This is a genomic window from Streptomyces sp. NPDC056738 (genome assembly GCF_042790435.1).
Classification (GTDB): Bacteria; Actinomycetota; Actinomycetes; order Streptomycetales; family Streptomycetaceae; genus Streptomyces.
On sequence record NZ_JBHTZF010000013.1, the window covers coordinates 131,458 to 156,889 of the forward strand.

General features: G+C 69.7%; 30 protein-coding genes. 28 read left to right on the top strand and 2 right to left on the bottom strand.

Annotated features, from left to right (window positions below):
- The first annotated feature begins 15 nt into the window (after positions 1–15).
- From ACFRIC_RS30740 to ACFRIC_RS30865, 26 genes are all read left to right on the top strand, one after another.
- Complete coding sequence (locus tag ACFRIC_RS30740) at positions 16–2,106, top strand: cell division protein FtsK (protein WP_382792451.1); 2,091 nt, start codon at positions 16–18, stop codon at positions 2,104–2,106.
- Positions 2,107–2,294: 188 nt separating this feature from the next.
- The gene (locus ACFRIC_RS30745) at positions 2,295–2,699 is read left to right on the top strand and encodes a DUF6221 family protein (RefSeq protein ID WP_382792453.1); all 405 of its coding nucleotides are present in this window, start codon (positions 2,295–2,297) and stop codon (positions 2,697–2,699) included.
- 15 nt (positions 2,700–2,714) lie between these two features.
- Complete coding sequence (locus tag ACFRIC_RS30750) at positions 2,715–2,915, top strand: hypothetical protein (protein ID WP_382792456.1); 201 nt, start codon at positions 2,715–2,717, stop codon at positions 2,913–2,915.
- 284 nt (positions 2,916–3,199) lie between these two features.
- Positions 3,200–3,562 (top strand): hypothetical protein, encoded by a 363-nt coding sequence (locus tag ACFRIC_RS30755; protein ID WP_382792458.1) that lies wholly within the window; start codon positions 3,200–3,202, stop codon positions 3,560–3,562.
- A gap of 18 nt (positions 3,563–3,580) precedes the next feature.
- Positions 3,581–3,865, top strand: coding sequence for an HNH endonuclease (locus tag ACFRIC_RS30760; RefSeq protein WP_382792461.1), 285 nt, complete (start codon positions 3,581–3,583; stop codon positions 3,863–3,865).
- 118 nt (positions 3,866–3,983) lie between these two features.
- Positions 3,984–4,421: an AAA family ATPase gene (locus ACFRIC_RS30765; RefSeq protein ID WP_382792463.1), complete on the top strand. Its 438-nt coding sequence runs from the start codon at positions 3,984–3,986 to the stop codon at positions 4,419–4,421.
- Between the two features lie 234 nt (positions 4,422–4,655).
- Entirely contained in the window at positions 4,656–4,931 is a 276-nt protein-coding gene (locus ACFRIC_RS30770) for a hypothetical protein (protein ID WP_382792465.1), read from the top strand.
- Positions 4,924–6,405 (top strand): terminase, encoded by a 1,482-nt coding sequence (locus tag ACFRIC_RS30775; RefSeq protein WP_382792468.1) that lies wholly within the window; start codon positions 4,924–4,926, stop codon positions 6,403–6,405. Before ACFRIC_RS30770 ends, ACFRIC_RS30775 begins: the two co-directional genes overlap by 8 nt.
- Positions 6,406–6,416: 11 nt before the next feature.
- Positions 6,417–6,593 carry a hypothetical protein gene (locus ACFRIC_RS30780; RefSeq protein ID WP_382792470.1) on the top strand — a complete coding sequence of 59 codons (177 nt, stop codon included), beginning with the start codon at positions 6,417–6,419 and terminating at the stop codon, positions 6,591–6,593.
- Positions 6,590–7,756 (top strand): phage portal protein, encoded by a 1,167-nt coding sequence (locus ACFRIC_RS30785; protein ID WP_382792473.1) that lies wholly within the window; start codon positions 6,590–6,592, stop codon positions 7,754–7,756. The genes ACFRIC_RS30780 and ACFRIC_RS30785 overlap by 4 nt, the downstream gene beginning before the upstream one ends.
- Positions 7,757–7,767: 11 nt before the next feature.
- A complete protein-coding gene (locus tag ACFRIC_RS30790; RefSeq protein ID WP_326786456.1) occupies positions 7,768–8,439 on the top strand; it encodes an HK97 family phage prohead protease in 672 nt (223 codons plus the stop codon).
- Positions 8,440–8,583: 144 nt separating this feature from the next.
- The gene (locus ACFRIC_RS30795; RefSeq protein ID WP_382792477.1) at positions 8,584–10,002 is read left to right on the top strand and encodes a phage major capsid protein; all 1,419 of its coding nucleotides are present in this window, start codon (positions 8,584–8,586) and stop codon (positions 10,000–10,002) included.
- A 58-nt stretch (positions 10,003–10,060) separates the two neighbouring features.
- Positions 10,061–10,300: a hypothetical protein gene (locus tag ACFRIC_RS30800; RefSeq protein ID WP_382792480.1), complete on the top strand. Its 240-nt coding sequence runs from the start codon at positions 10,061–10,063 to the stop codon at positions 10,298–10,300.
- A gap of 10 nt (positions 10,301–10,310) precedes the next feature.
- Entirely contained in the window at positions 10,311–10,868 is a 558-nt protein-coding gene (locus ACFRIC_RS30805) for a head-tail connector protein (protein WP_382792483.1), read from the top strand.
- Complete coding sequence (locus tag ACFRIC_RS30810; RefSeq protein WP_382792486.1) at positions 10,868–11,332, top strand: hypothetical protein; 465 nt, start codon at positions 10,868–10,870, stop codon at positions 11,330–11,332. The genes ACFRIC_RS30805 and ACFRIC_RS30810 overlap by 1 nt, the downstream gene beginning before the upstream one ends.
- Before the next feature lie 23 nt (positions 11,333–11,355).
- A complete protein-coding gene (locus ACFRIC_RS30815; protein ID WP_382792489.1) occupies positions 11,356–11,571 on the top strand; it encodes a hypothetical protein in 216 nt (71 codons plus the stop codon).
- Entirely contained in the window at positions 11,571–12,557 is a 987-nt protein-coding gene (locus ACFRIC_RS30820) for a phage tail tube protein (RefSeq protein ID WP_382792492.1), read from the top strand. The genes ACFRIC_RS30815 and ACFRIC_RS30820 overlap by 1 nt, the downstream gene beginning before the upstream one ends.
- 9 nt (positions 12,558–12,566) lie before the next feature.
- Complete coding sequence (locus ACFRIC_RS30825) at positions 12,567–13,085, top strand: hypothetical protein (RefSeq protein ID WP_382792495.1); 519 nt, start codon at positions 12,567–12,569, stop codon at positions 13,083–13,085.
- Between the two features lie 15 nt (positions 13,086–13,100).
- The gene (locus ACFRIC_RS30830; protein ID WP_382792497.1) at positions 13,101–13,592 is read left to right on the top strand and encodes a hypothetical protein; all 492 of its coding nucleotides are present in this window, start codon (positions 13,101–13,103) and stop codon (positions 13,590–13,592) included.
- Between the two features lie 124 nt (positions 13,593–13,716).
- Positions 13,717–17,481 (top strand): hypothetical protein, encoded by a 3,765-nt coding sequence (locus ACFRIC_RS30835; RefSeq protein WP_382792499.1) that lies wholly within the window; start codon positions 13,717–13,719, stop codon positions 17,479–17,481.
- A gap of 4 nt (positions 17,482–17,485) precedes the next feature.
- Positions 17,486–19,948: a LamG-like jellyroll fold domain-containing protein gene (locus ACFRIC_RS30840; protein ID WP_382792502.1), complete on the top strand. Its 2,463-nt coding sequence runs from the start codon at positions 17,486–17,488 to the stop codon at positions 19,946–19,948.
- An 8-nt stretch (positions 19,949–19,956) separates the two neighbouring features.
- The gene (locus ACFRIC_RS30845) at positions 19,957–20,394 is read left to right on the top strand and encodes a hypothetical protein (protein WP_382792504.1); all 438 of its coding nucleotides are present in this window, start codon (positions 19,957–19,959) and stop codon (positions 20,392–20,394) included.
- The gene (locus ACFRIC_RS30850) at positions 20,391–20,888 is read left to right on the top strand and encodes a hypothetical protein (protein ID WP_382792507.1); all 498 of its coding nucleotides are present in this window, start codon (positions 20,391–20,393) and stop codon (positions 20,886–20,888) included. The genes ACFRIC_RS30845 and ACFRIC_RS30850 overlap by 4 nt, the downstream gene beginning before the upstream one ends.
- Before the next feature lie 61 nt (positions 20,889–20,949).
- Complete coding sequence (locus tag ACFRIC_RS30855) at positions 20,950–21,717, top strand: N-acetylmuramoyl-L-alanine amidase (RefSeq protein WP_382792509.1); 768 nt, start codon at positions 20,950–20,952, stop codon at positions 21,715–21,717.
- An 8-nt stretch (positions 21,718–21,725) separates the two neighbouring features.
- Complete coding sequence (locus ACFRIC_RS30860; RefSeq protein WP_382792512.1) at positions 21,726–21,908, top strand: hypothetical protein; 183 nt, start codon at positions 21,726–21,728, stop codon at positions 21,906–21,908.
- Entirely contained in the window at positions 21,908–22,177 is a 270-nt protein-coding gene (locus ACFRIC_RS30865; RefSeq protein WP_382792514.1) for a hypothetical protein, read from the top strand. The genes ACFRIC_RS30860 and ACFRIC_RS30865 overlap by 1 nt, the downstream gene beginning before the upstream one ends.
- Positions 22,178–22,250: 73 nt before the next feature.
- Here ACFRIC_RS30865 and ACFRIC_RS30870 read toward each other — a convergent pair whose 3' ends face one another.
- Positions 22,251–22,487: a GntR family transcriptional regulator gene (locus ACFRIC_RS30870; RefSeq protein WP_382792516.1), complete on the bottom strand. Its 237-nt coding sequence runs from the start codon at positions 22,485–22,487 to the stop codon at positions 22,251–22,253.
- Positions 22,488–22,639: 152 nt separating this feature from the next.
- Between ACFRIC_RS30870 and ACFRIC_RS30875 the strand changes: the two genes are divergently transcribed.
- Positions 22,640–22,837 carry a hypothetical protein gene (locus ACFRIC_RS30875; protein ID WP_382792518.1) on the top strand — a complete coding sequence of 66 codons (198 nt, stop codon included), beginning with the start codon at positions 22,640–22,642 and terminating at the stop codon, positions 22,835–22,837.
- Positions 22,838–23,054: 217 nt separating this feature from the next.
- On the top strand, positions 23,055–23,198 hold the full coding sequence (locus ACFRIC_RS30880) for a hypothetical protein (protein WP_382792521.1): 144 nt from the start codon (positions 23,055–23,057) through the stop codon (positions 23,196–23,198).
- 489 nt (positions 23,199–23,687) lie between these two features.
- On the opposite strand, the gene ACFRIC_RS30885 is transcribed toward ACFRIC_RS30880, so the two are convergent.
- Complete coding sequence (locus ACFRIC_RS30885; RefSeq protein WP_382792523.1) at positions 23,688–25,304, bottom strand: hypothetical protein; 1,617 nt, start codon at positions 25,302–25,304, stop codon at positions 23,688–23,690.
- Positions 25,305–25,432 lie beyond the last annotated feature (128 nt).

Genomic DNA, 25,432 nt, shown 5'->3' on the forward strand with positions numbered 1-25,432 from the left:
CAGGACCAGCACAGCATGACCGACACCCTGATCAAGCCGCCACAGGACGCCGAAGACGCCTGGCAGGACGCGCCGGACGCGCACCAGGACATCGAGGCCGTCGACCGTCCCGACAACCCGCTCGCCGACTGGCTCACCGTCCCCGACGCGCCGATCCTGCCCGCCTGGGCACGCAACTGGGCGTCCGTCCGCGCCAACAGCGGCGCCCTCGCCAAGGTCACCTGGTGGCACACCCGCTACCACTCCCTCCGCAGCCCCAAGTACGCCGTCAAGGTCGTCGGCTACTCCGCCCGCGGTGCCTTCCGAGGCGGACGACGCCTGTGGCCCGTCCTCGCCGCCCAGGACCACACCCGGGCGGTCAAGGCCCTCGCCGCCCAGTCCAAGGCCAAGTCCGAGGACGACGCCCTCGCCCAGCGCTACCAGGTAGCTCACCGGGACCGCACCCTCGCCCGACGCTGGCGCTGGGGAGCCGCGCTCGGCCTCGTCTCCGCCGCGGTCGTTGCCCTCGACTACGCCTCCCTCGGCCTCCAGCTGGCCGCCGGCTGCATGATGTGCGGCGGCCTGGCCGCCATCGGCTGGTCCGACGAGGCGCAGATCCTCGACCACGGCACCCCGCCCCTGCGCATCGCCATGGACTCTCAGCAGCTCAACGATGCCCTGCGCGCCACCGGCCTGCTCAAGCAGGGCAAGGGCGACGACGACGGCCCCAAGGTCAGCTGCGTGATGGGGCCGCTCCGCGACGGCAAGGGCTGGGCCGTCGTCTTCGACCTGCCCCGCGGCGGCGGCAAGACCGCCTCCGACGTCCTCGCCAAGCGGACCGCCATCGCCGCCGAGCTCGGCGTCGACGAGATCCAGGTCATCATGAGCCGTGTCCGCGCAGCTCACGGCGGCAACGCAGGCCGCGTCTCGATGTGGGTCGCCGACGACGACCCCTACCTCGCCCCGCCCACCGCCTCGCCCCTGGAGGGCATGGACGCCTTCTCCATCTGGGACCCGATCCCCTTCGGCCAGGACGCCCGCGGCAACCGCGTCACCCTGCCCATCGTCTGGCAGTCGATGTTCTTCGGCGGCCTGCCCCGGCGCGGCAAGACCTTCTCCCAGCGCCTGCTCACCGCCGCCGGCCTCCTCGACCCCTACGTCCGGCACTACGTCTGCGACTTCAAGGGCGGCCAGGACTGGATCCAGACGCGGCAGGTCGCCCACCGCCTGGTCCTCGGCGCCGAAGAGGACGCCATCCTCGCCTTCAAGGCCCTGCTCAAGGAGCTGCTCGCCGAGATGGAGCGCCGCTTCTCCATCTTGCGCGGCCTGCCCACATCGATCTGCCCCGAGGGCAAGCTCACCCCCGAGATCGTCAAGCGGTACGACATGCCGTTCATCCTGTTCACCGTCGACGAGCTGCAGGAAGCGTTCCTTGCCGTCGACGACCAGGAGCGCGAGGAGATCATCAACGACATGGCGCGCATCGCCCGCCGCGGCCCCGCCGCCGGGTTCATCTCCAACTACGCCTCGCAGCGCCCCGACGCCAAGTCCGTGCCCACCAAGCTCCGCGAGATCATCACCATCCGCTACTCGACGCAGGTCACCGACCAGACGTCCTCCGACATGGTCCTCGGCAAGGGCAAGGCCGCCCAGGGCGCGGACGCGTCCGTCCTGTCCGAGGAGCACAAGGGCGTCGGCGTCCTCGTCACCGGCCCGGCGTCCTTCGTCACCGTGAAGGCGGACATGCTGGAGACCGCCGGCTTCAACGCCATGTGCGCCAAGGGCCGGACCCTGCGCGAAGCCTGCGGTCAGCTCACCGGCGACGCGGCCAACGACCACAGCGTCATCGCCGAAGCCTCCGGCGTCACCATCAGCCCCGTCCTGTCCGACTGCCTCGCCGTCATGCGGCACAGCCCCAAGCTGCACACCGTCGACCTGCTCGCCCGGCTGGAGAACCTCGACGAGGACTACGGCGACTGGGACGCTGAACGCCTCGCCAAGGAGCTGGAGGACGCCGGCGTGAAGCGCATGACCAAGCAGGTCAACATCGGCGGCAAGAACCTCGCCGGGTACCGCCGCGAGGACCTCGAAGCCGCCATGCCCATCGAGCTCCTCAACGCCCGGTAGAGGGGGAGGGCACTACAGCCCCCGCTACGAGACCCCCCTCTTGGCCACCCCTATCAGGGGAGTGGATCTAGAGGGGGGTCTCTACCGTCATAGACCCCCCTGTAGTGGCCGCCCACCTGCGACGTAGTGGGGATAGAGGGGTTCTTAGGGATGCCCCTGAAAACCCCTGCAGGCGGCATCATGGAGGCATGGACATCGACTTGTCGGAGTGGCTCCGCGTCCAGCTCGACACGGATGCGCGCGATATCGCCGACCCCTATGCAGAGAAGGCCTGGCACGCTCGCGACTGCGTGATGCTCCCCGACGGCGACTCTCCGACCTACCCCTGCGACTGCGGCGTGCCCGACCGGCTGCTCCGTGAAATCGAGGCCAAGCGTCAGATCGTCGCCCCCTACGCTGCCGCACTCACTGACCGGGAGATGCTCAGGGCCCGCATGCGCGAGGTGATCTACAAGGAACCAGAGGAGTTCGCCCGGCTCCACCGGCAGGAGAGCGAGCTGATCGACAGGGCATCGTCGCTGGCGTCCGTCGTCCGTCTCCTGGCCCTGCCCTATGCGGACCGCCTCGGATACCGGGAAGACTGGCGGCCGTAGCCGCATCATGGAGTCATGGAGTCGCAGATCATCCGGCCCGGCCACCTCACCGCCCACCAGACCGCCAGGCAGCTCGGCATCAGCCTCGACGGCGTCCGCCAGCTCGTCCGCCGCGGCCAGCTGCGGCGGTCCGGCGGCACTCCCCGGCAGGCCTGGTACGCCGTCGACGACGTCAAGGACCTCCTCGTCAAACGAGCTACTCCCAAGGCCGCTTGACCGCAGGTCAGCGCGATGTCACGATCTGCGTGTACAACTGTGCCCTCAACCGGCACCACAGACGCACACGAAGCCCCAGCTACGGTCCCCCCGGCTGGGGCTTCGTCGTGCCCGCCGTCCGCCGCCTGGAGGGACGCTCACCGCGCAGGACACGGGCCGCGGTGAGCCCGGGGCCCAGGCGGCGGACCTTCACTCTCACGAGTCACAGGACTGCCACACGGCCACCACGAGGCTCCCCAACGGCGCATGATGCCCACTCAGCATCCACAGTCCTTGGGGGGACCATGCACATCCGAAGAGCCACCGCAGCAGCCCTACTCGCCCTCGCGCTCGGTACCGCCGGCTGCAGCAGCCAGTCCGACGGCGGGAAGCCCAGCGAGCCCACCACGGCCGCCGCCAGCCCCACGCCGACCGTCGACGAAGCCGCAGCCCGCCAGGCATGCGTGGACGCCGTCGCCAGCATCGAGGCAGACGCCAACGGCGAAGTACCCTCCGAGCCCGTCCCCGACGAGTGCTCAAGCCTCAGCCAAGGCGACTACCTGAAGGCCTACATGGACGGCATCCAGCAGTCCAACCAGGAAGGCCGCGACGCCCTCCAGGACCTGATCGACGAAGCGTCCAGGTCCGCCGAGGCCAACCAGCCCTAGCCGAGCAAGGAGGCGCCCGTGGCCGATATCCGCAACGGGCGCCCCTACCGCCGCCTCGTCGCCGCACAGAAGGCGTTGGGCCTCCCCTGCTGGATCTGCGGCCACAACATCCCGACCGCTGTCGACGGCCGCCGGCACCCGCTCGCGTTCACCCTCGACCACCTCGTACCCCTCAGCCGAGGCGGCTCCCTCCTCGACCCCGCCAACGCGAGGTCGGCACACCGCCGGTGCAACTCGGCCCGCGGCAACCGCACCACGGTGCAACCCAGGACAGCGCCGCAGCGAGCATCACGGAGATGGTGAGACGGCCCCGCGCTTCCCCCGTGGGGCTCACACCCACGGTTCCTCCGGCCAAGCCGGTGTGCGCACTAGGACACCTGTCATCACGCAGGGCCGACAGTCACAGGGTAGGTGACGCGGTGTGTTGATCGTCGTCACCGGTCCACCAGCCGCGGGCAAGTCGAGCTGGATCAAGGCGCACGCGACAGCGCGTGACATCGTCATCGACCTGGACCTGATGGCACTGGCGATGGCCGGCCCCGGCGCTGACCACCACAACCACACCGACGTGCTGACCCGAGTCGTGCACCGAGCCCGGTACGCAGCCATCGACGAGGCATGCCAGCACCTCGACAAGGTCGACGTCTACCTGATCCACACCCAGCCCAGCGCCAAGGCGCTCGCGAAGTACAAGAGGCTGGAAGCCCGCATCATCACCGTCGACCCCGGGCGGGACATCGTCATGCAGAGGGTCAAGGCCATGCGGCAGCCCGAGATGGAACGGGTCGTCACCCGCTGGTACAACGCCCGGCGCGGGCGGCCGGCCGAGGCGATGCCCCAGGCATCCCGGGCGTGGTGATCATGATCGAACCGAGGAGCCCGGACACTTTTTAGGCGCAGGACCGGGCGACCCAAACGCCCTTCTCGCCCGATTTTTTGCGCGGCGATTTTGAAAGCCTATTCACGCGAACTGAGTTGGGTCACATTAGTGGCTTCACTCTCCGTGACATCACTCTCCGTGACTCCGCTATTTCCGCGAACTCGGTTCGAGTGAATTAGTGACGGCCGTGTCCACGCCAACTCGGGGGTGGTCGTGAGCATTGTCGACAAGATCACTCACGAGCTCGAAGATCTTCATGCCGACGAGACCTCGCCCGGCATGGCCGCCGTCGCCCTGGACCTCGCGATGGCCATGGCGGGCACGGACGCCCCCACGGCCAAGGCCGTTGCTGCCCGCGAACTCCGTTCGATCATGGCCGACCTGCGGCGGCTGGCCCCCGTCGGGGAGAAGGGGGACACCGTCGATGACATTGCTGAGCAGCGAAAGAAGCGCCGAGCCGCTGCAGCAGAGCGGGCCGTCGGTGGCTGACGGCCCCGTGTACGGCCACCAGCGCCCCCGTCTCTTCACCGTGCCGGGTACGGCGCTGTCGAGCGCGGGGCAGGAGGCCGTCGACCTGGCGGCCCGCGCCGGGCTGAAGCTCGATCCGTGGCAGCAGCACATCCTCGACCAGGGCATGGGTGAGCGGGCGGACGGCAACTGGGCGGCGCCCGAGGTGTGCGTGAACATCCCGCGCCAGAACGGCAAGGGCGGGGTGCTCGAAGCCCGGGAGCTGTGGGGCCTGTTCATCGGCGGCGAGCGGCTCATCCTGCACTCGGCGCACGAGTTCAAGACGGCGAAGAACGCGTACAAGCGGATCGAGAACCTGATCCGCGCATGCCCTGACCTGCACAAACGCGTGAAGATCTACCGCAAGACGGTAGGTGACGAGGCCATCGAGCTGCACTCCGGGCAGGAGCTGCGGTTCATCGCCCGCTCCGGTGGCTCCGGTCGTGGCTTCACCGCGGACTGCGTAATCCTCGACGAGGACATGATCCTGGGGGACGACGCCATGGCGGCGCTCGCACCGACGCTGGCCGCGGTCGCGAACCCGCAGACCTGGTACCTGGGGAGCGCGGGCATCGGCCACCAGTCCGTACAGCTGGGCCGGTTGCGGCGCCGGGCCCTGGCGGCCGCCGAGACCGGTGTGCCGGATCCGACGCTCGCCTACTTCGAGTGGTCGATCAACGAGCACCGTGACGAGTGCGGGCAAGGCTGCACGGAGCACGACAACGTGGCGGACCCCGAGTCGATCCTGAAGTCCAACCCGGCGATCGGCTACCGGCTGACGCTGGAGAAGTCCGGGAACGAGCGGCTGACACTGGGCGACACCCTGTTCTCCCGCGAGCGCCTGGGCGTGGGCGTGTATCCGTCGGACACGGCGGACACGTGGCAGGTCATCGGTGAGGACGTGTGGCGGGCGCTGGCGGCTGCCGAGTCTGCGGCTGAGGGCCAAGTGGTCTTCGCCATCGACATGACCCCGGAACGATCGCACGCGGCCATCGCCGTAGCGGGCCGCTGGCGGGGCGGCGTGCACGTCGAGGTCGTCGACCATCGGCCCGGTACCGGCTGGATCCTGGAGCGGGCCAAGGAACTGCACAAGAAGTGGAAGCCGCGCTGCTGGGTGGTCGACCCGGGCGGCCCGGCCGGATCGCTGATTCCCGACCTGGAGGACGAAGAGAACGGGCTCGGCGTCGAGGTGGTCAAGCCGAAGGCCCGCGACGTGGCCAACGCGTGCGGCCAGTTCTACGACGCGGTCACCGAGCAGACCCTTAGCCACCTCGATCAAGCACCTCTCGCGACAGCGTTGGCGGGCGCACAGAAGCGGCCGCTCGGGGATGCGTGGGCGTGGGCCCGCCGCGGCGTGAACGTCGACATCAGCCCGCTGGTGGCCGCGACCTTCGCCAAGTGGGGCCTGGGCGCCGAGGTCGAGGACGACGTCGACCCGATGGACAACATCTTCTGAGAGGGGCCCGTATGACCAGGGCGAAGGTCGCGGGCGCCTTGGCGACGGCGGCCGGTTGGTCGCTGCGGCATCTGCCCGGCGCGGCCGGTGCGCTGCTGCTGTCGGCGGCGGCATGGCTCATCTACGTACCCGCAGGGCTGGCCGTGGCCGGTCTGTTCTGCCTGGCCGCGGACTGGAGGTCGAGGTGAGCCTGTTCTTCAGCCGACGCGAGAGGCGGTCTCCGTTCGCCGAGCCGCCGATCCCCCGGCCGTCCATGCTGGGCTCGACGTTCGCGAGCATCAACCTGTCACACGCCGAGGCAAGCCTGCAGAAGGTCGCCGTATGGGCGGCCACGGACCTGGTCGCATCCCTCGTGTCCACGCTGCCCGTCGACGTGTACGAGGGCACCGGGGCCTCCCGCAAGGAACTGCCAAAGCCGCCGCTCCTTGAGGACCCGGCAGGCGACGGGTACGGGCTGGGCGACTGGACGTACCAGTACATGATGTCGGTGCTGCTGCGCGGCAACACCTACGGCAAGGTGGCCGACCGGGACCGGATGGCAAACCCTACGCAGGTCGTCCTGTACCACCCGGACGAGGTGCAGGGCTGGCGGGATCCGGCCAGCGGGGTGGCCCGTTGGCGGGTGTCCGGGGAGACGCTCGATGCCGAGGCCGCTGCGGACATGTGGCACCAGCGGGCGTACTCGATTCCCGGCCGGCTGCTGGGGCTGTCGCCGGTGGCGCACCACGCATCGACGATCGGCCAGGGCCTGGCGGCCGCGAAGTTCGGCCAGCAGTTCTTCGAGGAGGGCGGCACCCCGTCGGGGCTGCTGACCAACGAGCAGGCCCTGGACCCGAAGCAGGCGCGTGTGGCGAAGGAGCGGTTCATGGCCGCGCTGCGCGGCTCGCGGGAGCCGCTGGTCCTGGGGCAGGGCTGGAAGTTCCAGGCGGTCTCTGTGGCCCCGGAGGAGTCGCAGTTCCTGGAGACGCAGAAGTACACGGCCGCCGAGTGCGCGCGGATCTACGGGCCGGGCATGCCGGAGATCCTCGGCTATGAGACGGGCGGGTCTATGACCTACGCCAATGTCGAGCAGCGCAGCCTCGACCTGCTGACCTACGCACTCGACCGATGGCTCGTGCGCACCGAGCGGATGTGGACGTCGATGCTGCCGCCCGGGCAGTACGTGAAGATCAACCGCGCCGCGCTGGCCCGTACCGACCTGCTGACCCGCTACCGCGCGCACGCCATCGCCCTGCGCAACCAGTTCGCAGTGCCCAACGAGGTGCGCGACATCGAGGACAAGGCTCCGCTGCCCGGGGGCGATGTGCCGCTGCCGCTGGCTACCGCGAAGCCGGAAGAGACCGGACAGTGAAAGGGGACGCCGTGAGCGTCAAGAGCGACCGGGCGAAGACGTCCGGTACCGAGCGGCGCGCGTTCCCCGTGCAGCTCGAAGTCCGCGCCAAGAAGGGCGCGAGCGGAGTGTCCACGGTCGAGGGGTACGCCTCGGTCACCGAGTCGCCGTTCGAGATGTGGGACTGGCTGGGCCCGTACAGCGAGGTCGTCCGCACGGGCGCGTTCGCCAAGACCTTGGCGGAGAACCCGCAGGTGCAGCTGCTGCTCAACCACGGCGGCCTGGCGATGGCATACACGAAGGCCGGCAGCCTGCGCCTGTCGGAGGACACGACCGGCCTGCACATGGAGGCCGACGTCTCCACGAAGCGCTCCGACGTCGGCGACATGCTGGCCGCCCTCGAGGAGGGCAGCGTCGACGAGATGTCGTTCGCGTTCCGGGTGACCCGGCAGCAGTGGTCCCCGGACTACGACCAGCGGGACATCCTCGAGGTGGACCTGCACCGCGGCGACGTGAGCGTCGTCAACTTCGGTGCGAACCCCGCCACCACGGTGGGCGCGATGCGCTCCGCCGACTTCGACCGCCTCGACGAGGCGGACGCGCGGGCGCTGTACGAGCGCCTGCAGCGGCGCCTGGAGCCCGCCCCCGTGGCGGCCCGGCACCCGCTGTCCCTGTACCTGGCTGAGGCCGACCTGCTGGCCTGAGCCGTTTCCGCCTGCACCACCTGACGCGCCGGAGTCCACGCCGGAGCGCTCGTCGGCCTGCCCGCACGAGCGCCACCACCTGGACCACCACCCCGACGGTTCAGCGGGCGCGACCCCACCACAACCCTATGAAGGGAGCGAGCCATGCTCGCCTACCTGCGCAAGCAGATGACAGCCGCGCTCGAAGCCCGGGCCGCGCTGAAGACCGAGATGGACGGGATCCTCGCGGCGCCGAAGGCCGAGAGCCGGGACCTGTCCGACGACGAGGCCCGCACGTTCGGCGAGAAGCGCGAGGCGCTCAAGTCGAAGGACACCGAGATCGAGGCGTTCCGCGAGCGGATCGCCGACCTGGAGAAGGACGAGCAGCGCGAGCAGCGCGCGGCGGAGATCCTCGCCGAGCACCGCCAGACCGGCGAGCGGCGCGAGCGCGTGACCGTCGTCTCGGAACCGGAGACCTACCGCAAGGGCGGGCAGACGTCGTACTTCCGCGACCTGTTCCGGGCCCAGATGAAGGGCGACACGTCGTCCATCGAGCGGCTGTCGCGCAACGACCGCGAGGTCCAGGACCACGTGGAGCGGATCGCCCGCGGCGCTGAGCAGGCCCTGGCGGGTATGGAGGCCCGCGCGCTGACCACGACGGACGGCGCCGGCGGCGAGTTCGTCCCGCCGCTGTGGATGATCAACGACTACATCGCGCTGGCCCGCGGTGGCCGTGTGGTCGCCGACCAGGTCCGCCCGATGGGGCTGCCCTCCGGCACCGACGCGATCAGCCTGCCGCGCGTCGCGACCGGTACCGCGGTGGCGGAGCAGACCACGCAGAACACCGCGGTGCAGAACACCGACGCGACCACCAACTCGGTGACCGCGAACGTGACCACGATCGCCGGACAGCAGGTCGTCGCCCAGCAGCTGCTGGACCAGTCGCCGATCAACATGGACCAGATCCTGCTGGCGGACCTGGCCGCGGACTACGCGGTCAAGGCCGACACCTTCGTCATCAACAACAACGCGACCAACAAGGTCGGCCTGCTCAACGTGTCCGGCCTCAACGCGGTGACCTACACCGACGCCTCGCCGACCACGGCCGAGCTGTACCCGAAGGTCGCCGACGCGATCCAGCAGATCCACACCGGACGGTTCCTGCCCGGAGACAAGATCTTCATGGCGCCCCGCCGGTGGGCGTGGTTCACCGCGGCCGTCGACACCGCGGGCCGGCCGCTGGTCGTGCCCTCGGCCAACATGCCGCAGAACGTCCTCGCCGCCATGGGCGTCGTCGCGTCGGAGGGCTTCGTCGGGACGCTGCAGGGCCTGCCCGTGTACGTGGACCCGAACATCCCGGTGAACCTCGGGGCCGGCACCAACGAGGACCGCATCGTCATCCTGCGGTCGACGGACGTCATCTTCTTCGAGGGCACCCCGCAGGCCGAGGCGTTCCGCGAGACGAAGGCCGACCAGCTGTCCGTGCTGCTGCGGTTCTACAACTACGCGGCCCTGCACGCCTCGCGCTACCCGAAGGCCATCTCGGTCATCGCCGGCACCGGTCTGGTCACCCCGACGTTCTGACGGCTTCCCGGGCCGGACGGCTGCGGCTGTCCGGCCCGGGGCCGCGAGGAGGTACGACATGCCCGAGAGGGAAACCGCGACGAACGTGCGTACCGGGGAGAGCGTCGTCTCCGAGGTGCCCACGGCCGACGAGGCGTACATCGCGTCCCTGCGGCGCGAGCGCGCGGGCTACGTCACCCACGGCCGCAAGGACCGTGTGGCGGCAGTGGACGCCGAGCTGAAGCGGTGGGGCGCCGGCCCGGAGGAGACCGCGGCCGAGTCGAAGCCGCGGCGCACTGCCCGCGGCGCCAAGAGCTGAGGCGGGCGGCATGGCCCTGCTGACGCTGGCCGAGGCGAAGGCCCAGCTCGACATCGACGGCACTGCCGACGACACCGAGCTGCAGGTGTACATCGAAGCGCTCACCGCCCCCATCGAGCGCTACGTGGGCCCGGTCGAGAACCGGACCGTGACCGAGACCGTCGACGGCCGGGGCCCCACGATCGCCGTCACGCAGGTGCCCGTCGTCTCGCTCACCTCCCTGACTCCGATCCTGACCGGCGGGGCCGCCCTCGCGACGGACGACGTCGTGATGGACAGCGACGCCGGGATCATCCGCCGCCGCGACGGCGGCTCGTTCGCCGGCGGTCCGTGGACGGCCGTCTACGAGGCCGGCCGGGGCACCATCCCGCCCACCATCAACCTCGCCGCGCGGATCCTTCTGCAGCACCTGTGGCGCACCCAGTACGGGGCGTCGCGCGGGCTGTCCGGGGTGGGTGGCGGCGAGGACTTCAGCGTTACCGAGGCCGTGCCGGGCTGGGGCTACGCCATCCCCAACCGGGTCCTGCAGCTGCTGGAGCCGTACAAGGTCCCGCCGGGGGTGGCGTAGTGCAGACCTCCCGCGTACCTGCTGCGGTCGACGCGCTGTTGGCGATCCTGCGGGCCAGGCCAGCGCTGGCCGAGGTCGCCATCGTCGATGGGCCAACGGCGGTGAACCTGACCCAGCGACGCCGGATCCATATCGGCTGGTCGCCGGGCAGCGATCAGGCTGTCGAGCTGGAGCAGTCTTTCAATGCGGCTGGGGCCCGGACCCGCGACGAGGCGTTCGTGATCTCCGGCTACGCGGAATCGCGAGGCGGGGACAAGGACATGGCGTTCCGCCGTGCCGACGCCTTCGACCTGGTCGGCGAGGTCGAGCAGGCGCTTCGGGCCACCGATGCGGCGCCCGAGGCCCCCACCCTGAACGGCGCGGTCCTGTGGGCGCATCTCACGACTGGCAACGTCCAGCAGTCCGCCAGCGAAGGGGCGTCTGTGGGCGTCGAGTTCGCAGTGTCCTGCCGAGCCCGTATCTGATCCATCAACCGAGGAGTACAGCCATGGCGCGAGTGCGCTACGTGGGCTCGGACCCGGTCACCGTGCCTGAGCTCGGCGACCGGCTCATCGAGCCGGACCAGGTGGTCGAGGTCCCCGACGCAAGGTTCGAGGGCTACGTCTGCCAGACCACCAACTGGGAGTCCGTCGAGGAGCCCGGCATGCGTGCCGCGGCTGAGGCGAAGAAGGCGGCGCGTGCCGCGAAGGGAGCTGATCTCTGATGGCGATCGGTTCGGGCCTCGGCGCCCAGCTCGGCATCTCCGCCGAGTCGACCTACGGCACGTTCGTCGCGCCGGCCAAGTTCATCGAGTTCACCAAGGAATCGTTGGCCCTCAAGAAGACCACCGCCCAGAGCGCGGGCATCGCGGCCGGACGCCTGCTCGCGCTGTCGTCCCGACGTGTGCTGACGCGCCAGGAGGTCCAGGGCTCCATCGACCTGGAGATCGTCAACAAGTCCATGGGCGTCCTGCTGCAGGCGCTCATGGGTACGACGGTCACCCCCGTGCAGCAGGTGGCGACCACCGCGTACCTGCAGACCCACACCCTCGCGGACACGTTCGGCAAGAGCTTGACGATCCAGAAGGGCGTACCCCTCACGACCGGGGTCGTCACGGACAAGACGTTCCTGGGCTGCAAGGTCACCTCGGCGGAGTTCGCGTGCGAGGTGGGCGGCATGCTCACCGGGTCGTTCGAGTTCGACGGCAAGACGTGCGACGAGGCGCAGACCCTGGCGACGGCCGCGTACCCGAGCATGAGCCCGTTCCACTTCAGCCAGATGGCCGTCAAAACCGGAACGTATTCCTCGGAGACGGCGCGCGACGGCGTCCGCAAGGTCAGCGTCAAGATCGAACGGCCCCAGGCCACGGAGCGTTTCTACGCGGGCCAGGCCGGGCTGAAGAAGGAACCGATCAGCAACGACCAGGTGAAGATCACCGGCAGCCTGGAGACGGACTACATCGACACGATCCTCGACGACCTCCACACCAGCGACGGCGCGACGTCCCTCGTCTGGGAGTTCGTCGGCCCGATCATCGCGTCGACCTACGCCGAGACGTTCCGCATCACCCTGCCCGCGGTCAAGTTCGACGAGGGCCCCCCGGTCGTCGATGGCTTCGACGTCATCCGGCCCACCTTCAACTTCACCGCCCTGTACGACGGCACCAACCCGGTGAAGATCGAGTACATGTCCACGGACGTCACGCTGTGAGGTGACCTCGTGGTCTCCGACATCCGCATCACCAACACCGGCAGCCTGATCGAACTGCAGCGCCGCCTTCGGGCTGCCGGTCACGAGAACATCCGCGCCTCAATGCAGCGCCGCCTGCGCCGCGCGGCCGAACCCCTGCAAGGTGAACTCCAGTCCACCATCCGCGGGCTGAGCATCACCTCGCAGGGGCGCCGCGGCCGGGCGGGCGGCCCGTCCCCGACGACCCGGCCTCTACGCGCCACGATTGCCGAAGCCATCCGCATTTCGGTGCGGACCGCTGGCAACCCGGGCGCCAAGGTCTGGCTCGACAAAGGGCGCCTCCCGCCCGACATGATCACCGCCAAGTCGGACATGGCGACCGCGATCAACAAGGGCCGGATCAGGCACCCCGTCTACGGCAACAAGCGCCGCTGGGTGCAGCAGAACGCCACCCCCCTGTGGTGGGACAACACCGTCCGCAAGGGCCGCCCCCGCATGGAGCGCGAAGCCGCCCGTGTCCTCGACGACGTCCGCCGTCGTCTTGAGTAATCCCAGGAGCAGCAAGTGATCGTTTCCTACCGCCACGAAGACGGCACCGTCGACGAGGTCTCCACCGACGACCTGTCCGCGATCGAGTCGTCCGTCATCGAGTCCGCCACCGGCCTGGACTGGGACGACGTCGACACCGCGCTGCGCCACCAACAGCCGACCGCGATGCGCGCCGTGCTGTGGGTGTTCCGCAAGCGGCAGCAGCCCACGCTCCGGTTCACCGACTTCGACCTGCCCGGCTGGAAGCGCCGCACGAAGGCCCGGCTGGAGTACCTCGAAATCCTCGACATGGCCGAGACGCTGATGAAGAACCCGGACACGGCGAACGGGGGCGTCGAGCAGATGGCGGAGTTCATGCGGGCGCTGGCGCACGACGAGGCCGACGTCGACAAGGCGTTCAGCGAACTGGCCCCAAAAGACCCGGCCACCGCCACCCCGCAGGCGCCGGCCCCGGAGGAATCGCCGGACGCCGCATCGGAGACCTCCTCGACGAGTACTGGCCTCTGATCGCCCATCTCCTGCACATCGGGCCCACCGAGCTGGAGGCCATGCCGCGGGCCCGCTTCCTCCAGGCCGTGATCTGGGTCGATCGACACGTGGCCGCTCAGGCCCAGACAGCTGGAGGTGAGTGATGGCCAGCAACACCCTCCTGTTCACGCTGACCGGCCGGGACCGGCTCAGCCCTGTCCTGGACAAGGCAGGCGACTCCGCGAGCGACCTGGAGAAGACGCTCGCCAAGGTCGGGGCCGCCATCCCGGCAGCCGCGGCCCTGGCTCCCCTCGCAGCCCAGGCGGGCGCCGCGGCGGTCGCGGTCGCCGCGTTCGGGGCGGCGGCCGCCAAGCAGATCGCCGACGTCAAGAAGGCGACCGACGCGCAGGGCAAGTACCAGGAGGCAGTCGACGAATCGGGCAAGCACTCGCAGGGAGCGGCGCAAGCCCAGCTCACCTACCAGCGGACGCTCGGCAAGATGCCGAAGGCGACCCAGGAAGCAGCTGTCGGACTGTCGTCCCTGAAGGACTCCTACAACGAGTGGTCGGACTCTCTCGCGGGCGACACCATGCCCGTGTTCACGCACTCGTTCGCCCTGTTCCAGGCGATGCTCCCGAAGACGTCCGGCCTGGCGAAGGGAGCGTCGAAGGAGCTGGACCGCCTCGTTCAGATCGTCGGCGGCGGGATGGCCTCGCCCGGCTTCGACGCCTTCATGGACCGCTTCGCCGACTTCAGCACCTCCGCCCTGCACCATGCGGTGGACGGCGTCGTGGACCTGTCCCGCGCGGTTGGCGACTTCGCCTCCGACGGCGGGTTCAGCGACTTCAAGGACATGGCGCGCGAGGCCGGCCCGATGCTGGTCGAGACGCTGACCAACCTGGCGAAGGCGGCGCTGACCCTGGTGAACGCCGGCGGCGACATGGGCATCGTCCTGCTCACCGGGGCGAACGCCCTGTCGGAGCTGGTCAACGCCGTGCCGCCCGAGGCGCTGGCCGTGTTCGTGAAGCTGTACGGGGTGCTCCGCCTCGTGCGTATCGGTATCGCCGGCGTTGCCGCAGTGACCGGAGCGCAGGTGTCGGCTGGGCTGGCCGGCTTCGTGCGGGCCGCCCGGTTCGGTGGCGTCAGCTCGGCGATCTCCGGGGTGGTCGGCCGCATGTCCACGCTGACGAAGGTGGCTGGCGGGCTCGGTGTCCTGGGCGCGGTGGCGATCGGGATCGACGCTCTCGCCACCAAGGCCCGCGGCGCGCCGCCGGACGTCGACAAGCTCGTCACCTCGCTGAAGACGCTGGCGGCAACGGGCGAGACCACGGGCGAGCTGGCGAAGACGTTCCCGACGGTGGACGCCTTCATCGCGAAGCTGAACAAGATGAAGGGCGAGCAACGGGCCCTGGACGAGGGCACGAGCTGGGCGCGCGTGGCCGGGTTCGGCCCGGTCCTGGACCAGCTCACCCCCCGCCTCGACTCCCTGATCAACAAGGGTGACGGGATGGTCGCCCTCGGCGAGGACTTCAAGTCCTTCGACCAGGCGCTCGCCTCTGCCGTGAACAGCGGCTACGCCGAGCAGGCGGCGAAGAGTTTCGAGCCGTACAAGGCGGCGCTGAAGGCGGCGGGCCGCTCGCAGAAGGAGATCAACGAACTCTTCCCCGACTACACAGCGGGGCTCGCCGGGCTCAAGGCCGACAACCAGTTGGCAGCCCAGGGAATGAGTCTGTTCGGGCAGCAGGCCTTGGACACGAAGGCCAAGCTCGACCAGCAGAAGACGGCGACCGACGGACTGCGGCAGGCCATCGTCGCCCTGAACGACGTGAACCGCTCGAACCTGGGCGGCATGATCGGCTTTGAGGCGGCCATCGACGCCACGGCGAAGGCGGCGAAGGAGAATGCCGGCTCGCTGAAGATGGTCAACGGCGAGCTCGACCTCAACTCGCCGAAGGCACAGGCCGCCGCCACCGCACTGTCCGACCTCGGCGCGAAGACGGACGCGGCCACCACCGCAGCGCTCGATGCGAACGAGCCGTGGGAGAAGGTCAACGGCATCTACGAGCGGGGCCGTTCGAAGCTCGTCGCCTACGCGCAGACGATGGGCCTGTCCGCGACCGAGGCGAACAAGCTCGCCGACAAGATCTTGAAGGTCCCGGACAAGAAGGACGTCCAGTTCAAGATGAAGGCCGAGGACGCGGTCCGTGACCTGGACGCGTTCATGGCCGCCGTGAAGAAGACGCCGGACGCCAAGTCCGTGAAGATGTCCGCGATCACGAAGGAGGGCGAGCGGCAGCTCGAAGCCCTGGGCTACAAGGTCACGCACATGAAGGACGGCAGCGTCACCGTGTCGGCGAAGACCGGCGGGGCGCAGTCCGACATCGGCCGGGTGCAGGCCGCCCGCGACCGCTTGTCGGGCAAGAACATCAGCATCACCGCCGCCACCGATGCGTTCTGGCGCGCCAGCAACAGCCTGATCGGCAGGGTGCTCGGCACGTCGTACATCAACGTGCAGATGCGGAAGGTCGAGAGCTCCGCCTCGCCGGCCTTCCGCGCCAGGGGCGGACCCGTCCGCCTCGCGGGCGGCGGCAATCCCGGAGGCCGCATCACCGGTCCGGGGACGAGCACGTCAGATTCGATCCCGGCGATGCTGTCCGACGGCGAGTGGGTGATCCGCGCGTCCGCGGTCGCCAAGTACGGCGACCACTTCATGGCCGCACTCAACGCCGGACGCCTGCAGATGGCGCGCGCGGCCGGCGGCGGCATGACGGCCGCCGGTACGGCGGGCGCGGGCACGGCTGCGGCGAACGGACTGGCCCAGGGACTGAAGGGCAGCGCGGGCACGGTGGACGCCGCGGCTCGCGCCATGGCCGGTGCGGTCGTGACCGGCATCAAGACCGAGCTGCAGATCGCGTCTCCGTCGAAGAAGACGAAGGCCCTGGCGAAGGACGTGGGCAAGGGGTTCATCGACGGTCTGACCGGCTCCCGCGACAAGATCAAGTCGGTGTCGAAGGATCTCGCGGCCGATGTCAGGACGGCCTTCTCCGGGAAGAAGGAGTCCGGCCTCCTGAAGATGATCGACAAGCAGACGGCGAAGCTGCTGGACTCGGCGAAGAAGCGCGACGCCATCGCGGCCAAGATTGCCGAGGCGAAGAAGTACGCGTCCGACGTGACCAGCGCGGCACGCGAGAGCGCCAGCCTGTCCAACCTGGGCATGGACGCCGACTCGGTCACCGCGGGCGGCATCAAGGGCGGGCTCGCCAGCAAGTTGGCGCAGGTCAAGCAGTTCACGAAGTACATCGACATGCTGGCCAAGCGCGGCCTGAGCAAGTCCCTGCTGCGGCAGATCCTCAACATGGGCCCCGAGCAGGGCTATGCCTACGCGAGCGCGTTGGCCGGGGCGGACAAGAACACCTTCAAGTCCATCAACTCCATGCAGAGCCAGCTGGACAAGTCGACGAAGACCCTCGGCCAGGTCGGCGCCGACCGCCTGTACGACTCCGGCAAACAGGCCGGGAAGGGCTTCCTGAAGGGGCTGGAGGGCCAGCAGAAGGACATCGAGAAGCTGATGATGTCCATCGCCAAGGGCATGCAGGCTGCGATCAAGAAGGCGCTGGGGATCAAGTCACCCTCCACCGTGATGGCGGAGCTCGGCCGCTTCTCCACGAAGGGGCTCGCGCACGGCCTGGTCGACGCGGTGCCGCACCTCGACCGGGCGCTCGACGTGGTGTCCGGCCGGGTCGCCGGGACACGGCCAGTCTTCGGCGGCCGCGCTGCCGCGGCAGGCGCCGGCGGCGTGGTCTACAACGTGAACCTCGTCATCGAGCAGGCCATGGACCCGGTCGCGGTGGGCCGCGAACTCCAGCGCCTCCTTGTCCAGTTCGGCCGCGCGCAGGGCGCGACCGTGCGACTGAGTGTCGGGGGGTGAACGGATGACTGTACTCGTGGAGATGGGCTGGGGCGGGCTGGTACAGCTGCCCAGCACCATCACGTGGACGGACATCAGCCAGTACTTCGACGGCATCGTCAAGGGCGCCGTGATCACCCGGGGTGCGGCCGACGAGCTGTCGGAGACACAACCCGGCACGGCCACCCTCACCCTCGACAACGAGGACGGCCGGTTCACTCCGGGCAACAGCTCCAGCCCCTACTACCCGTATGTCCGGAAGAACGCGCCGATCCGCATCTCAAAGGCGGTCATCCCGACCCGGTCCGGCTCGGCGCCCTACCCGCTCGCCATGCTCGGCGACGACTTCGACGACAACCGCATCAGCAGCACGCTGTGGCCCAACAGCTACGGCGGCGCCTCGGAGACGGGCGGCCGGATGCGGGTGCCCGTCAACGTGGGCACGACGGCCGGCTACCAGTCCGCCCGCGAGTGGACGTTCACCGCCTCGAAGCTGACGGCGAAGCTCGTCACCCTGCCGACCGCGAACGGGTCGTCATCCGGCTCGGCGTCGATGTGGGTCAACTCGACCACCAGCGGAACCCGGATCGGCTGGTCGTACAACCCGGTGAGCGGCAACCTCAGCGCGGCCAACCAGGTCGGCTTCTCGGACGGCGGCGCCACCGTCCTCCCGTACAACGCCATCGACTACGTGTGGCTACGGGTACGGGAGTCCGGCGGCACCGTCTACTGGGAGTCGTCGGGCGACGGCGCCAGCTGGACCGTGCGCCGCTCTCTCGCCACCCCGGCCTGGGTCGGCAGCCAGACGCAGGCGGTGGAGTTCGCCGCGACCCGGACGGGCGGGACCGCGGATCACATCGAGTGGGACCTCGTAGGCGCCGACGTGCGCCCGCGGTTCTACGGCATGGTCAACGAGTTCCCCATCGAGTGGGAGGGCTTGACCAGCACCGTCACCATCTCGTGCACCGACCTGTTCAAGCGGCTCAACCGGCTGCCGGTCCTCAAGAGCATGCTGGCCGAGGAGATCCTGCACCAGGACGTCGCCGGGGTCACCGACTTCGTGTCCGCGTACTACCCCCTCACCGAGCCCGCAGGATCAACGGCGGCGGGCGACCTGTCGGGGCGGGGAAGCGGCGCGCTCGCCGTCACCCAGGTCTCGGCGGGCGGCACGCTCGAATTCGGCACCGACGGGCTGGCCGACACCGGCGACACCGCGGCCACATTCACACCCGCATCCGGCTCGGCCGGCAAGTACCTGACCGGCGATCTCGGCGCGCAGTTCGCGGCCGACAGCACCACGTACTGGCAGACCACGGAATTCTGGATCAAGACGACCACCGTCAGCCGAGCCATCCTCGGTATGTTCGACGGCGGCCTCGACCACCAGATCGTGTACGCGCTGAACGCCAGCGGCGTGCTGACCATCGAGCACACCGACGGCGGCGGCACGCTCACCGTCTTCACCTCGGGCGGCGCCAGCCTCACCGACGGGGCCTGGCATCACATCGTCCACGACGGCTACCCCACCAAGCAGTTGTACGTGGACGGCGTCGCATCGTCCTTCACCAGCAGCGTCGTCGACATGACGGGCCTGCGCACCATGCACATCGGCGGGTACCGCGGGGCCAGGCTTTTCAACGGGCAGATCGCGCACGTGGCGGTGACCTCGGTCAGCGGCACCATCGGCGCGACGATCTCCCCGTCTCACTACCAGGCGGCGACCACTGGGTTCTCCGGTGAGGATGCCGACGTCCGCATGGCGCGGCTGGCCCGGTACGCAGGCATCCCGTCGGTGACGATCCTGGGCGCCACCCACGACGCCATCGCCTCGCAAGGCCCGGGCGGCACCGGTGTCGTGCCCAGGATGCGGGAAGTCGAGAGCACCGAGTCGGGAAAGCTGTACGCCGAGCGGGACTTCTACGGCCTGGCCTACCAGTCCCGTGACCTGCGCTACAACCCCGATCCGTCCAGCGAGGTCTTCACGATCGACTACGCCGATCTGGAGCCGGGCACCGGCTACGCCGACGACGATCAGAAGCTGGTCAACGCGGTCGAGGCGAGCAGGCCGGGCGGGGCCACGCAGCGTGTCACGGCGCCCGCCTCCGTCCTGGCGTTCGGCGAGTACCCACAGCAACTCAACTTGATCAAGACGTCCGACAACAGCGTGCTGGACGCGGCGTACTGGCTGGTGTCCCGCTATGCCTCCCCGGCGCCGGAGATGCGCGAAGTGGTCATCGAGGCGTACACGATGTCCAACTATCTGGACATCCTCGACGCCGACATCTCCAGCTACTTCACGGTCACCTCGATGCCTTCGCAGGCGCCGGCGTCGAGCGTCCGCGCCACCGTCGAGGGCTACAGCGAGACGCTCAAAGAGCGATCGCACGTCATCCAGTTCCGCACCTCGGCGTCGGCTACCGACAGCGTCTGGGTCCTGGGTGACACGACCTACGGCGTCCTCGATTCCACCACCCGCCTCGCCTACTAGGAGCCCTCATGCCGATCGCCGTGGTCAGGGCAGAGACCTACTACCTGCCGCCGCCGCGCGAGCCCGCCAACGTGTGGGCCGATGTACCCGCTGCCGAACTGGTCTGGCGATGGATGGAGTACCGGACCGGGCGCCGCCTCATTCCGCCGGAGGGCGACGTCGAGGACCTGGCCTTCGCCCGCATCAACCAGAACCGGTGGCTCGCCGATTGCAGCAGCTGCGGCTCGGCCGCGATCGTCTCGCCCACCGACCCCAGGTATGCGTGCACCGAGTGTCAGTGGGGATGGTTCCCGCTCGTCTTCCCCGCCGACCCGGCTGCCGTCGAGGCCAGCCTCATGGGGCTCAAGCCCGGCCTGCGGAACTGGTGGAACGACAACGACCCGGCCAACCCGAACCGGCCTCCGGACCCCGGTCCCGAACCGGGACCGGAGGGTGAGCCGGCATGACGTTCACACCGCGCACCTGGGTCGTCGGCGAGGTGGTCTCCGCCGCGATCATGAACCAAGAGGTGAGAGATCAGTTCAACTCGATCTTCGCCGCCTGGACGACATACGTCCCAACGTGGACGTCGAGCGGTACCGCACCAGCCCTGGGCAACGGCACGATGGTCGGCCGGTACATGAAGATCGGCCGCACCGTCATCTGCCACATCAACATGACCACCGGCTCAACCAGCACCTACGGCACCGGCAACTACAACTGGAGCTTGCCGTTCACCGCCGCCAACGCGGGTGCATCCATCGTCGGCACCGCGCACCTGCTCGGCGTCGACCGGTGGGCCGGAGAGATCGTCATCTCCCCGAACGCGAGCAACTGTTCCGCGTTCATGTCGAGCAGCGGCACCAACACGAAGATCGACTTCATGACCGCCGCCAGGCCCGAGACCCTGGCCTCTGGCGCTCAGATCCGCCTCACCTTCATCTACGAGTCCGCGACCTGACCTGCCCCGCCCCTGCCGCCCCGTGCCGATGGCTGGGGCCTTTCTCATGTCTGGAGAGCCCATGGGCACACCACTCACCCCGGACCGGCTGATAGCGATCCTCAAGGCGGAGGGCGTCAAGGTCGCCGAGTACCCGGGCTGGCGCACCCGCGAGCGGGACGACGAGACCGGCAAGCCGTTCGGCCCGGTCCACATGATCGTCAACCACCACACCGCCGGGAAGGACTCACTCGCCGTCGTCGCCAAGAACGGCGTCCCCGGCTTGCCCGCGCCGCTCGCTCACATCCACCTGGCGAAGTCCGGCCTGGCCACGCTGTGCAGCGCAGGCCGGGCGAACCACGCCGGACTGATGGCGCGCAACGCCTACGACTCGTTCCTCAACGAGGAGTCCACGCACCCGGCGCCGGCCAAGAACACAGGCACGGTCGACGGGAACGATCTCTCATACGGGATCGAGACGGAGAACCTGGGCAACGGCACGGACCCGTACACCCGGGCGCAGTACGACGCGTGGGTGCGGATCAACGCCGCGATCTGCCGGGAGTACGGCTGGTCGGAAGAGTCGTGCGGCTGCCACAAGGAAACCTCGATCGAGGGCAAGGTCGACCCGCTCGGCCCGGTCGAGGGGTACGGCACCCGCGCGCGGTTCGCGTTCACCGGCAAGCAGTTCCGGGCGGACGTCGAGCAGCGGCTGGCGCACCCGGCGAAGTGGTCCCCGCCGATCACCCTTCCCGCCCCGCTCCCGGGCCCGGCGCCGAAGCCGCAGCCCACCACCGAGCAGCGGCTCACCGCCCTAGAGCAGCGCGTCACCGCGCTCGAGAAGAAGTGAGGACCACCATGAAGATCTCCAGCATCGCCAAGTCGATCGTTGCCGGGCTCGCGGCCGGCGCCTCCGTCGCCGCCACTGCCGTGCAGGACGGGGCGCTCACCACTGGGGAGGGTGTGACCATCGCGCTCGCCGTCCTCGCCGCCTGGGGCATCACCTGGGCGGTGCCCAACCGGCCGGCCTCGGGCGTCTGATGGGCGCCCCCGCCTCGGACCCGGCGGGCGTCTACATCAGTTCGGCGCAGATGTACCAGGAGCTGAGATCCCTGAGCGATGGACTGACCCGGGTCGAGACCAAGCTCGACAGCATCGGGCAGGGCATGAACGATCTCGGCAAGGACGTCGCCGACCACGAGACCCGCATCCGCACCCTGGAAAAAGCCCGATGGCCACTGCCCACCATCGGCGTCCTCGCCGGTGTGGCCGGCGCAGCGACGGGCGCCGTCGCCCTCTTCGCACGATGACCGCGGCCCCGCTCTCCTTCGGGAGGGCGGGGCCGCTTTCGTGCGTCCAGGGGTACCCGGATCGTGGGTACCCCTACGGCTTGGGCAGTTCAGTCACGAAGGTGCCGATGCCGTTCTGCATCTGGGCGAGGCCGGCAGCCCGGAGCTCGGTGAGCACCCGGCGCGCAGTCATCTGTGCGATCCCGAACTCGCCGTGCAGGGCCAGTACGCCCGGCAGCTGTGTGCCCGGCGGATACGTTCCGTCCGCGATCCGCGCCTCGATGACCTCGTACACCTGCTGCCACCGCGGGATGTCCGGCTTCCAGTCCATGATCTCGACGCTAGGCACGACAGGCTCACCCGGCGAGACGAGATTGCCTGACACGCCTAGCTACCCTAGCTACCTAGGGCTACGCTGCGGATACGGAAAAACCCGGCGGCCGCTGACACGGCCCCGGGCGTGGACGACTGGTTGGAGTCGACATGGCGAAGCCTACGCACGCCCCGGCACCCCGCACAGAGCAGGCGCCCGAACAGTGGTGTCACTGGCACAAGGGACCGTCACAGACCGCAGTTCTGGTGGACGCGATCGAGAAGAACTCCGCCCCGCCCCACCCCTTGTACGCGTGCGCGCCGTGCCGGGAGCAGCGCGGCCTCATCCCGCTCGCCGACCTGCCGTGACCTGGACGCCGCGGCCGCCGCACGTCAACCGGCTGACGCGCGCCCAATACTCCGGCTGGAACTGCTGCTGGTGCGGCACCCAGCTGGCGCGCGGCGCGAGGTCAGCCGGCCGGGCGGCCGGCATGAGCGACGCCCACGACCTGAGCGTCGAGGTGTACGAGTGCGGCCCCCGCTGCCCGATGCGGCCCCGGCGCCCCTCGCAGAACGGAGAGATCACGTGAGCAAGAAGACCCTGCCCCGGTACACCGGCCCCATGTCCGACTACTGCTGGGCCGAGCAATCCGGTGGCGGCCTGCACTGCTGCCTCCCTCGGGGGCACGCCGGGCTGCACTACCACCCGTACAGCCGCACGAACTTCTGATCTCCCGGACCCGGCGCGGCGGTGCCGGGTCCGGGACCCGTCCGCCTCGTACCCCGTGAGATCTGGGGGCGGGCGGGACCGGGCCCCGGCCGGACGCCGATCCGGCCGGGGCCTCTCTGTGTCTGGCCATTGCGTGCGACAGGGCGTGCGCGAGACAATGGAACTGCCCAGCTCAGGACCCGCGCGGAATCACCCGGTTGCGTGAGCGGTGCGTGAGCGGAGGTCCCATCGGGGGCCGAAATCCCCGGAGTGAGCCGGAGTCAACTGACCCACTCACCAGGGATTTTCAGAGTAGCCGGAGTATCCCGGAGTGACCCAGCGTGGAACCTATCGACTTGTAATGCGTAGGTCGTCGGTTCGAATCCGACAGGGGGCTCAGTGGGAAGCCCAGCTCGGATCTTGTCCGAGCTGGGCTTTCGCGTTCCGGGGGGCCTGGGGCCCGGTGGGTCCCCGATGTCCTGGGTGGGTTCCGGGTGGGTGGGGCCGGGGTCAGAGGGTGAACTTGACCGCTTCCAGCCAGCGGTCGTTCTCCAGGGCGCCGCCGAAGACGTAGCCGGGGCGGGCGTCGGCGCAGCCCTGGGCGCCCCAGTCGAAGCCGTGGACCTTGGCCGTCTGGCAGACGCGGCCGCTGCCGATGTTGATGGCGAAACCCGACATCCGGGGCGCGCTCTTCTTCGTGCTGCCGATGTAGTTGTTCCTGCCGTCGGCGATCACGGCCGTCCACCGCGGCTCCCACGTGCCCCGGCCGTCGGTCGAGGCGAGGTCGTGGACGAAGGCGTTGGCGGCCGAGCCGCCGCCCCCGGACACCGCGATGTTCAGCGCCTTGATCGGGTTGTTCCGGCCCGAGGTGCCGGCCATCGTGCCGTCGCACACGGGCTTCTGCCAGCCCTGCCCGGAGACGTAGGCGCGATAGCAGATGTGCCGTCCCGAGGGATCGTTGCGGGCGAGCCGGTTCACGGCGGTGGCGGCGGTGTCCTGCGCGGGCCGCGCGGTCACCGTGGCCCGCGGCGGCCTGGCGGTCACCGTGACGACGGGCCCGGCGCCCTTCCCCTCGTCCTTCGTGCCGCCGGACCCCTTGGATCCCTTCTTCGCGCCCTTCGACTCCTTCGGTCCGGGCGACGGTGACGTCGAGGGGCTCGGCGGCGGGACGCTCGCCGTCGAGGTGGAGACCGGCCCCGACCTCTCCGCCTGCGGGCTCGCGCTCGTCTCGCCGGTCGACCGGGCGGCTTCGGTACGGCCCCCGCCGTCGTCCGACCCGCCGCTGCCCAGCATCACCAGCGGGACGATGACGAGCGCGGCCGCCACGAGGGCCACCGGCCCGACGACCAGCGGTCTGTGCAGCAGGCCCGGGCCCCGGTACTCGTCGTCCGACTGGCGCGACCCGGCCCGGCGGACGAGCTGCGGGGCGGGTGTGCCGAATCCGGCCTCCCGGTTCGAGGCCGCGGCGAATCCGGGGGCCTCGCCGGCCGGGTCCTGGTCCAGGTCCAGGTCCGAGCCCGCGTCCGTGGGCGGCTCCGGGTCCGCGTCCGCCTCCGGGTTCGAGGCGGGGAGCGGGGGTGGGGGCGGGGGCGGTGTCAGGGACTCCCGTCGGCGCTGCTGCTCCAGCGTGTACGCCTCCACGTCGAAGTCGTCGTCGTCCTCGTCCTCGCCGTCGTCCTCGCGGTTGTCGCGGTTCTCGTCCTCGTCCTCGTCCTCGGCGTACGCGTCGTACGCGAGGGCGTTCTCCTCGTCTCCGTCCTCGTCGTGGGCGAGGCCGCTCGGCCCGGGCTTCTGCGCGTTCTCGGCGGTCGGCGGGGGCGGTGGTTCCTCTCGCTGGTCCACGAGCGTGCTCGAACCGTCCGGGGCCACCTCGACGTGCGCCACGTACCCCGCGGACGGGTCCGAGATCGTGGCGGACACGGTGGTGCCGCGGTCCCGCGCGTACCCGTGCAGCGCGTCGAGGATCGCGGCGTCGACCGTCACCCCGTCGGTCGACGGTACGGGCTCACCGTCGATGGCGGCCGAACCGTCACCGGAGATGACCACCGTGAAGCGGGGGTCCGGCTCGCCGGGCACGGCGGGGACGTCCTCCGAGGGCGGTCCGGGTGTCTGTTCGCCACGGCTCATGGCGCTTCCTTCCTGACGTGCCCGACCGCGTACCTGCCGGCCGGGCCCCGTCGCGTCGGGTCCTCGTAGCGCAACGGGCGCCGCCGGGGAACGGTTCAAATCGCGGCCGGCGCGATACGGAAGCGGAA

Excerpts from the sequence above, each read along its gene's own strand:
- ACFRIC_RS30750 (WP_382792456.1), top strand. The coding sequence starts at position 2,715 with ATGGAGTCGCAGATCATCCGGCCCGGCCACCTCACCGCCCACCAGACC.
- ACFRIC_RS30885 (WP_382792523.1), bottom strand. The coding sequence starts at position 25,304 with ATGAGCCGTGGCGAACAGACACCCGGACCGCCCTCGGAGGACGTCCCC.
- ACFRIC_RS30745 (WP_382792453.1), top strand. The coding sequence starts at position 2,295 with ATGGACATCGACTTGTCGGAGTGGCTCCGCGTCCAGCTCGACACGGAT.
- ACFRIC_RS30815 (WP_382792489.1), top strand. The coding sequence starts at position 11,356 with ATGGCGCGAGTGCGCTACGTGGGCTCGGACCCGGTCACCGTGCCTGAG.
- ACFRIC_RS30805 (WP_382792483.1), top strand. The coding sequence starts at position 10,311 with ATGGCCCTGCTGACGCTGGCCGAGGCGAAGGCCCAGCTCGACATCGAC.
- ACFRIC_RS30795 (WP_382792477.1), top strand. The coding sequence starts at position 8,584 with ATGCTCGCCTACCTGCGCAAGCAGATGACAGCCGCGCTCGAAGCCCGG.
- ACFRIC_RS30800 (WP_382792480.1), top strand. The coding sequence starts at position 10,061 with ATGCCCGAGAGGGAAACCGCGACGAACGTGCGTACCGGGGAGAGCGTC.
- ACFRIC_RS30855 (WP_382792509.1), top strand. The coding sequence starts at position 20,950 with ATGGGCACACCACTCACCCCGGACCGGCTGATAGCGATCCTCAAGGCG.
- ACFRIC_RS30835 (WP_382792499.1), top strand. The coding sequence starts at position 13,717 with ATGGCCAGCAACACCCTCCTGTTCACGCTGACCGGCCGGGACCGGCTC.
- ACFRIC_RS30875 (WP_382792518.1), top strand. The coding sequence starts at position 22,640 with ATGGCGAAGCCTACGCACGCCCCGGCACCCCGCACAGAGCAGGCGCCC.
- ACFRIC_RS30840 (WP_382792502.1), top strand. The coding sequence starts at position 17,486 with ATGACTGTACTCGTGGAGATGGGCTGGGGCGGGCTGGTACAGCTGCCC.
- ACFRIC_RS30845 (WP_382792504.1), top strand. The coding sequence starts at position 19,957 with ATGCCGATCGCCGTGGTCAGGGCAGAGACCTACTACCTGCCGCCGCCG.
- ACFRIC_RS30860 (WP_382792512.1), top strand. The coding sequence starts at position 21,726 with ATGAAGATCTCCAGCATCGCCAAGTCGATCGTTGCCGGGCTCGCGGCC.
- ACFRIC_RS30780 (WP_382792470.1), top strand. The coding sequence starts at position 6,417 with ATGACCAGGGCGAAGGTCGCGGGCGCCTTGGCGACGGCGGCCGGTTGG.
- ACFRIC_RS30755 (WP_382792458.1), top strand. The coding sequence starts at position 3,200 with ATGCACATCCGAAGAGCCACCGCAGCAGCCCTACTCGCCCTCGCGCTC.
- ACFRIC_RS30850 (WP_382792507.1), top strand. The coding sequence starts at position 20,391 with ATGACGTTCACACCGCGCACCTGGGTCGTCGGCGAGGTGGTCTCCGCC.
- ACFRIC_RS30865 (WP_382792514.1), top strand. The coding sequence starts at position 21,908 with ATGGGCGCCCCCGCCTCGGACCCGGCGGGCGTCTACATCAGTTCGGCG.
- ACFRIC_RS30870 (WP_382792516.1), bottom strand. The coding sequence starts at position 22,487 with ATGGACTGGAAGCCGGACATCCCGCGGTGGCAGCAGGTGTACGAGGTC.
- ACFRIC_RS30820 (WP_382792492.1), top strand. The coding sequence starts at position 11,571 with ATGGCGATCGGTTCGGGCCTCGGCGCCCAGCTCGGCATCTCCGCCGAG.
- ACFRIC_RS30740 (WP_382792451.1), top strand. The coding sequence starts at position 16 with ATGACCGACACCCTGATCAAGCCGCCACAGGACGCCGAAGACGCCTGG.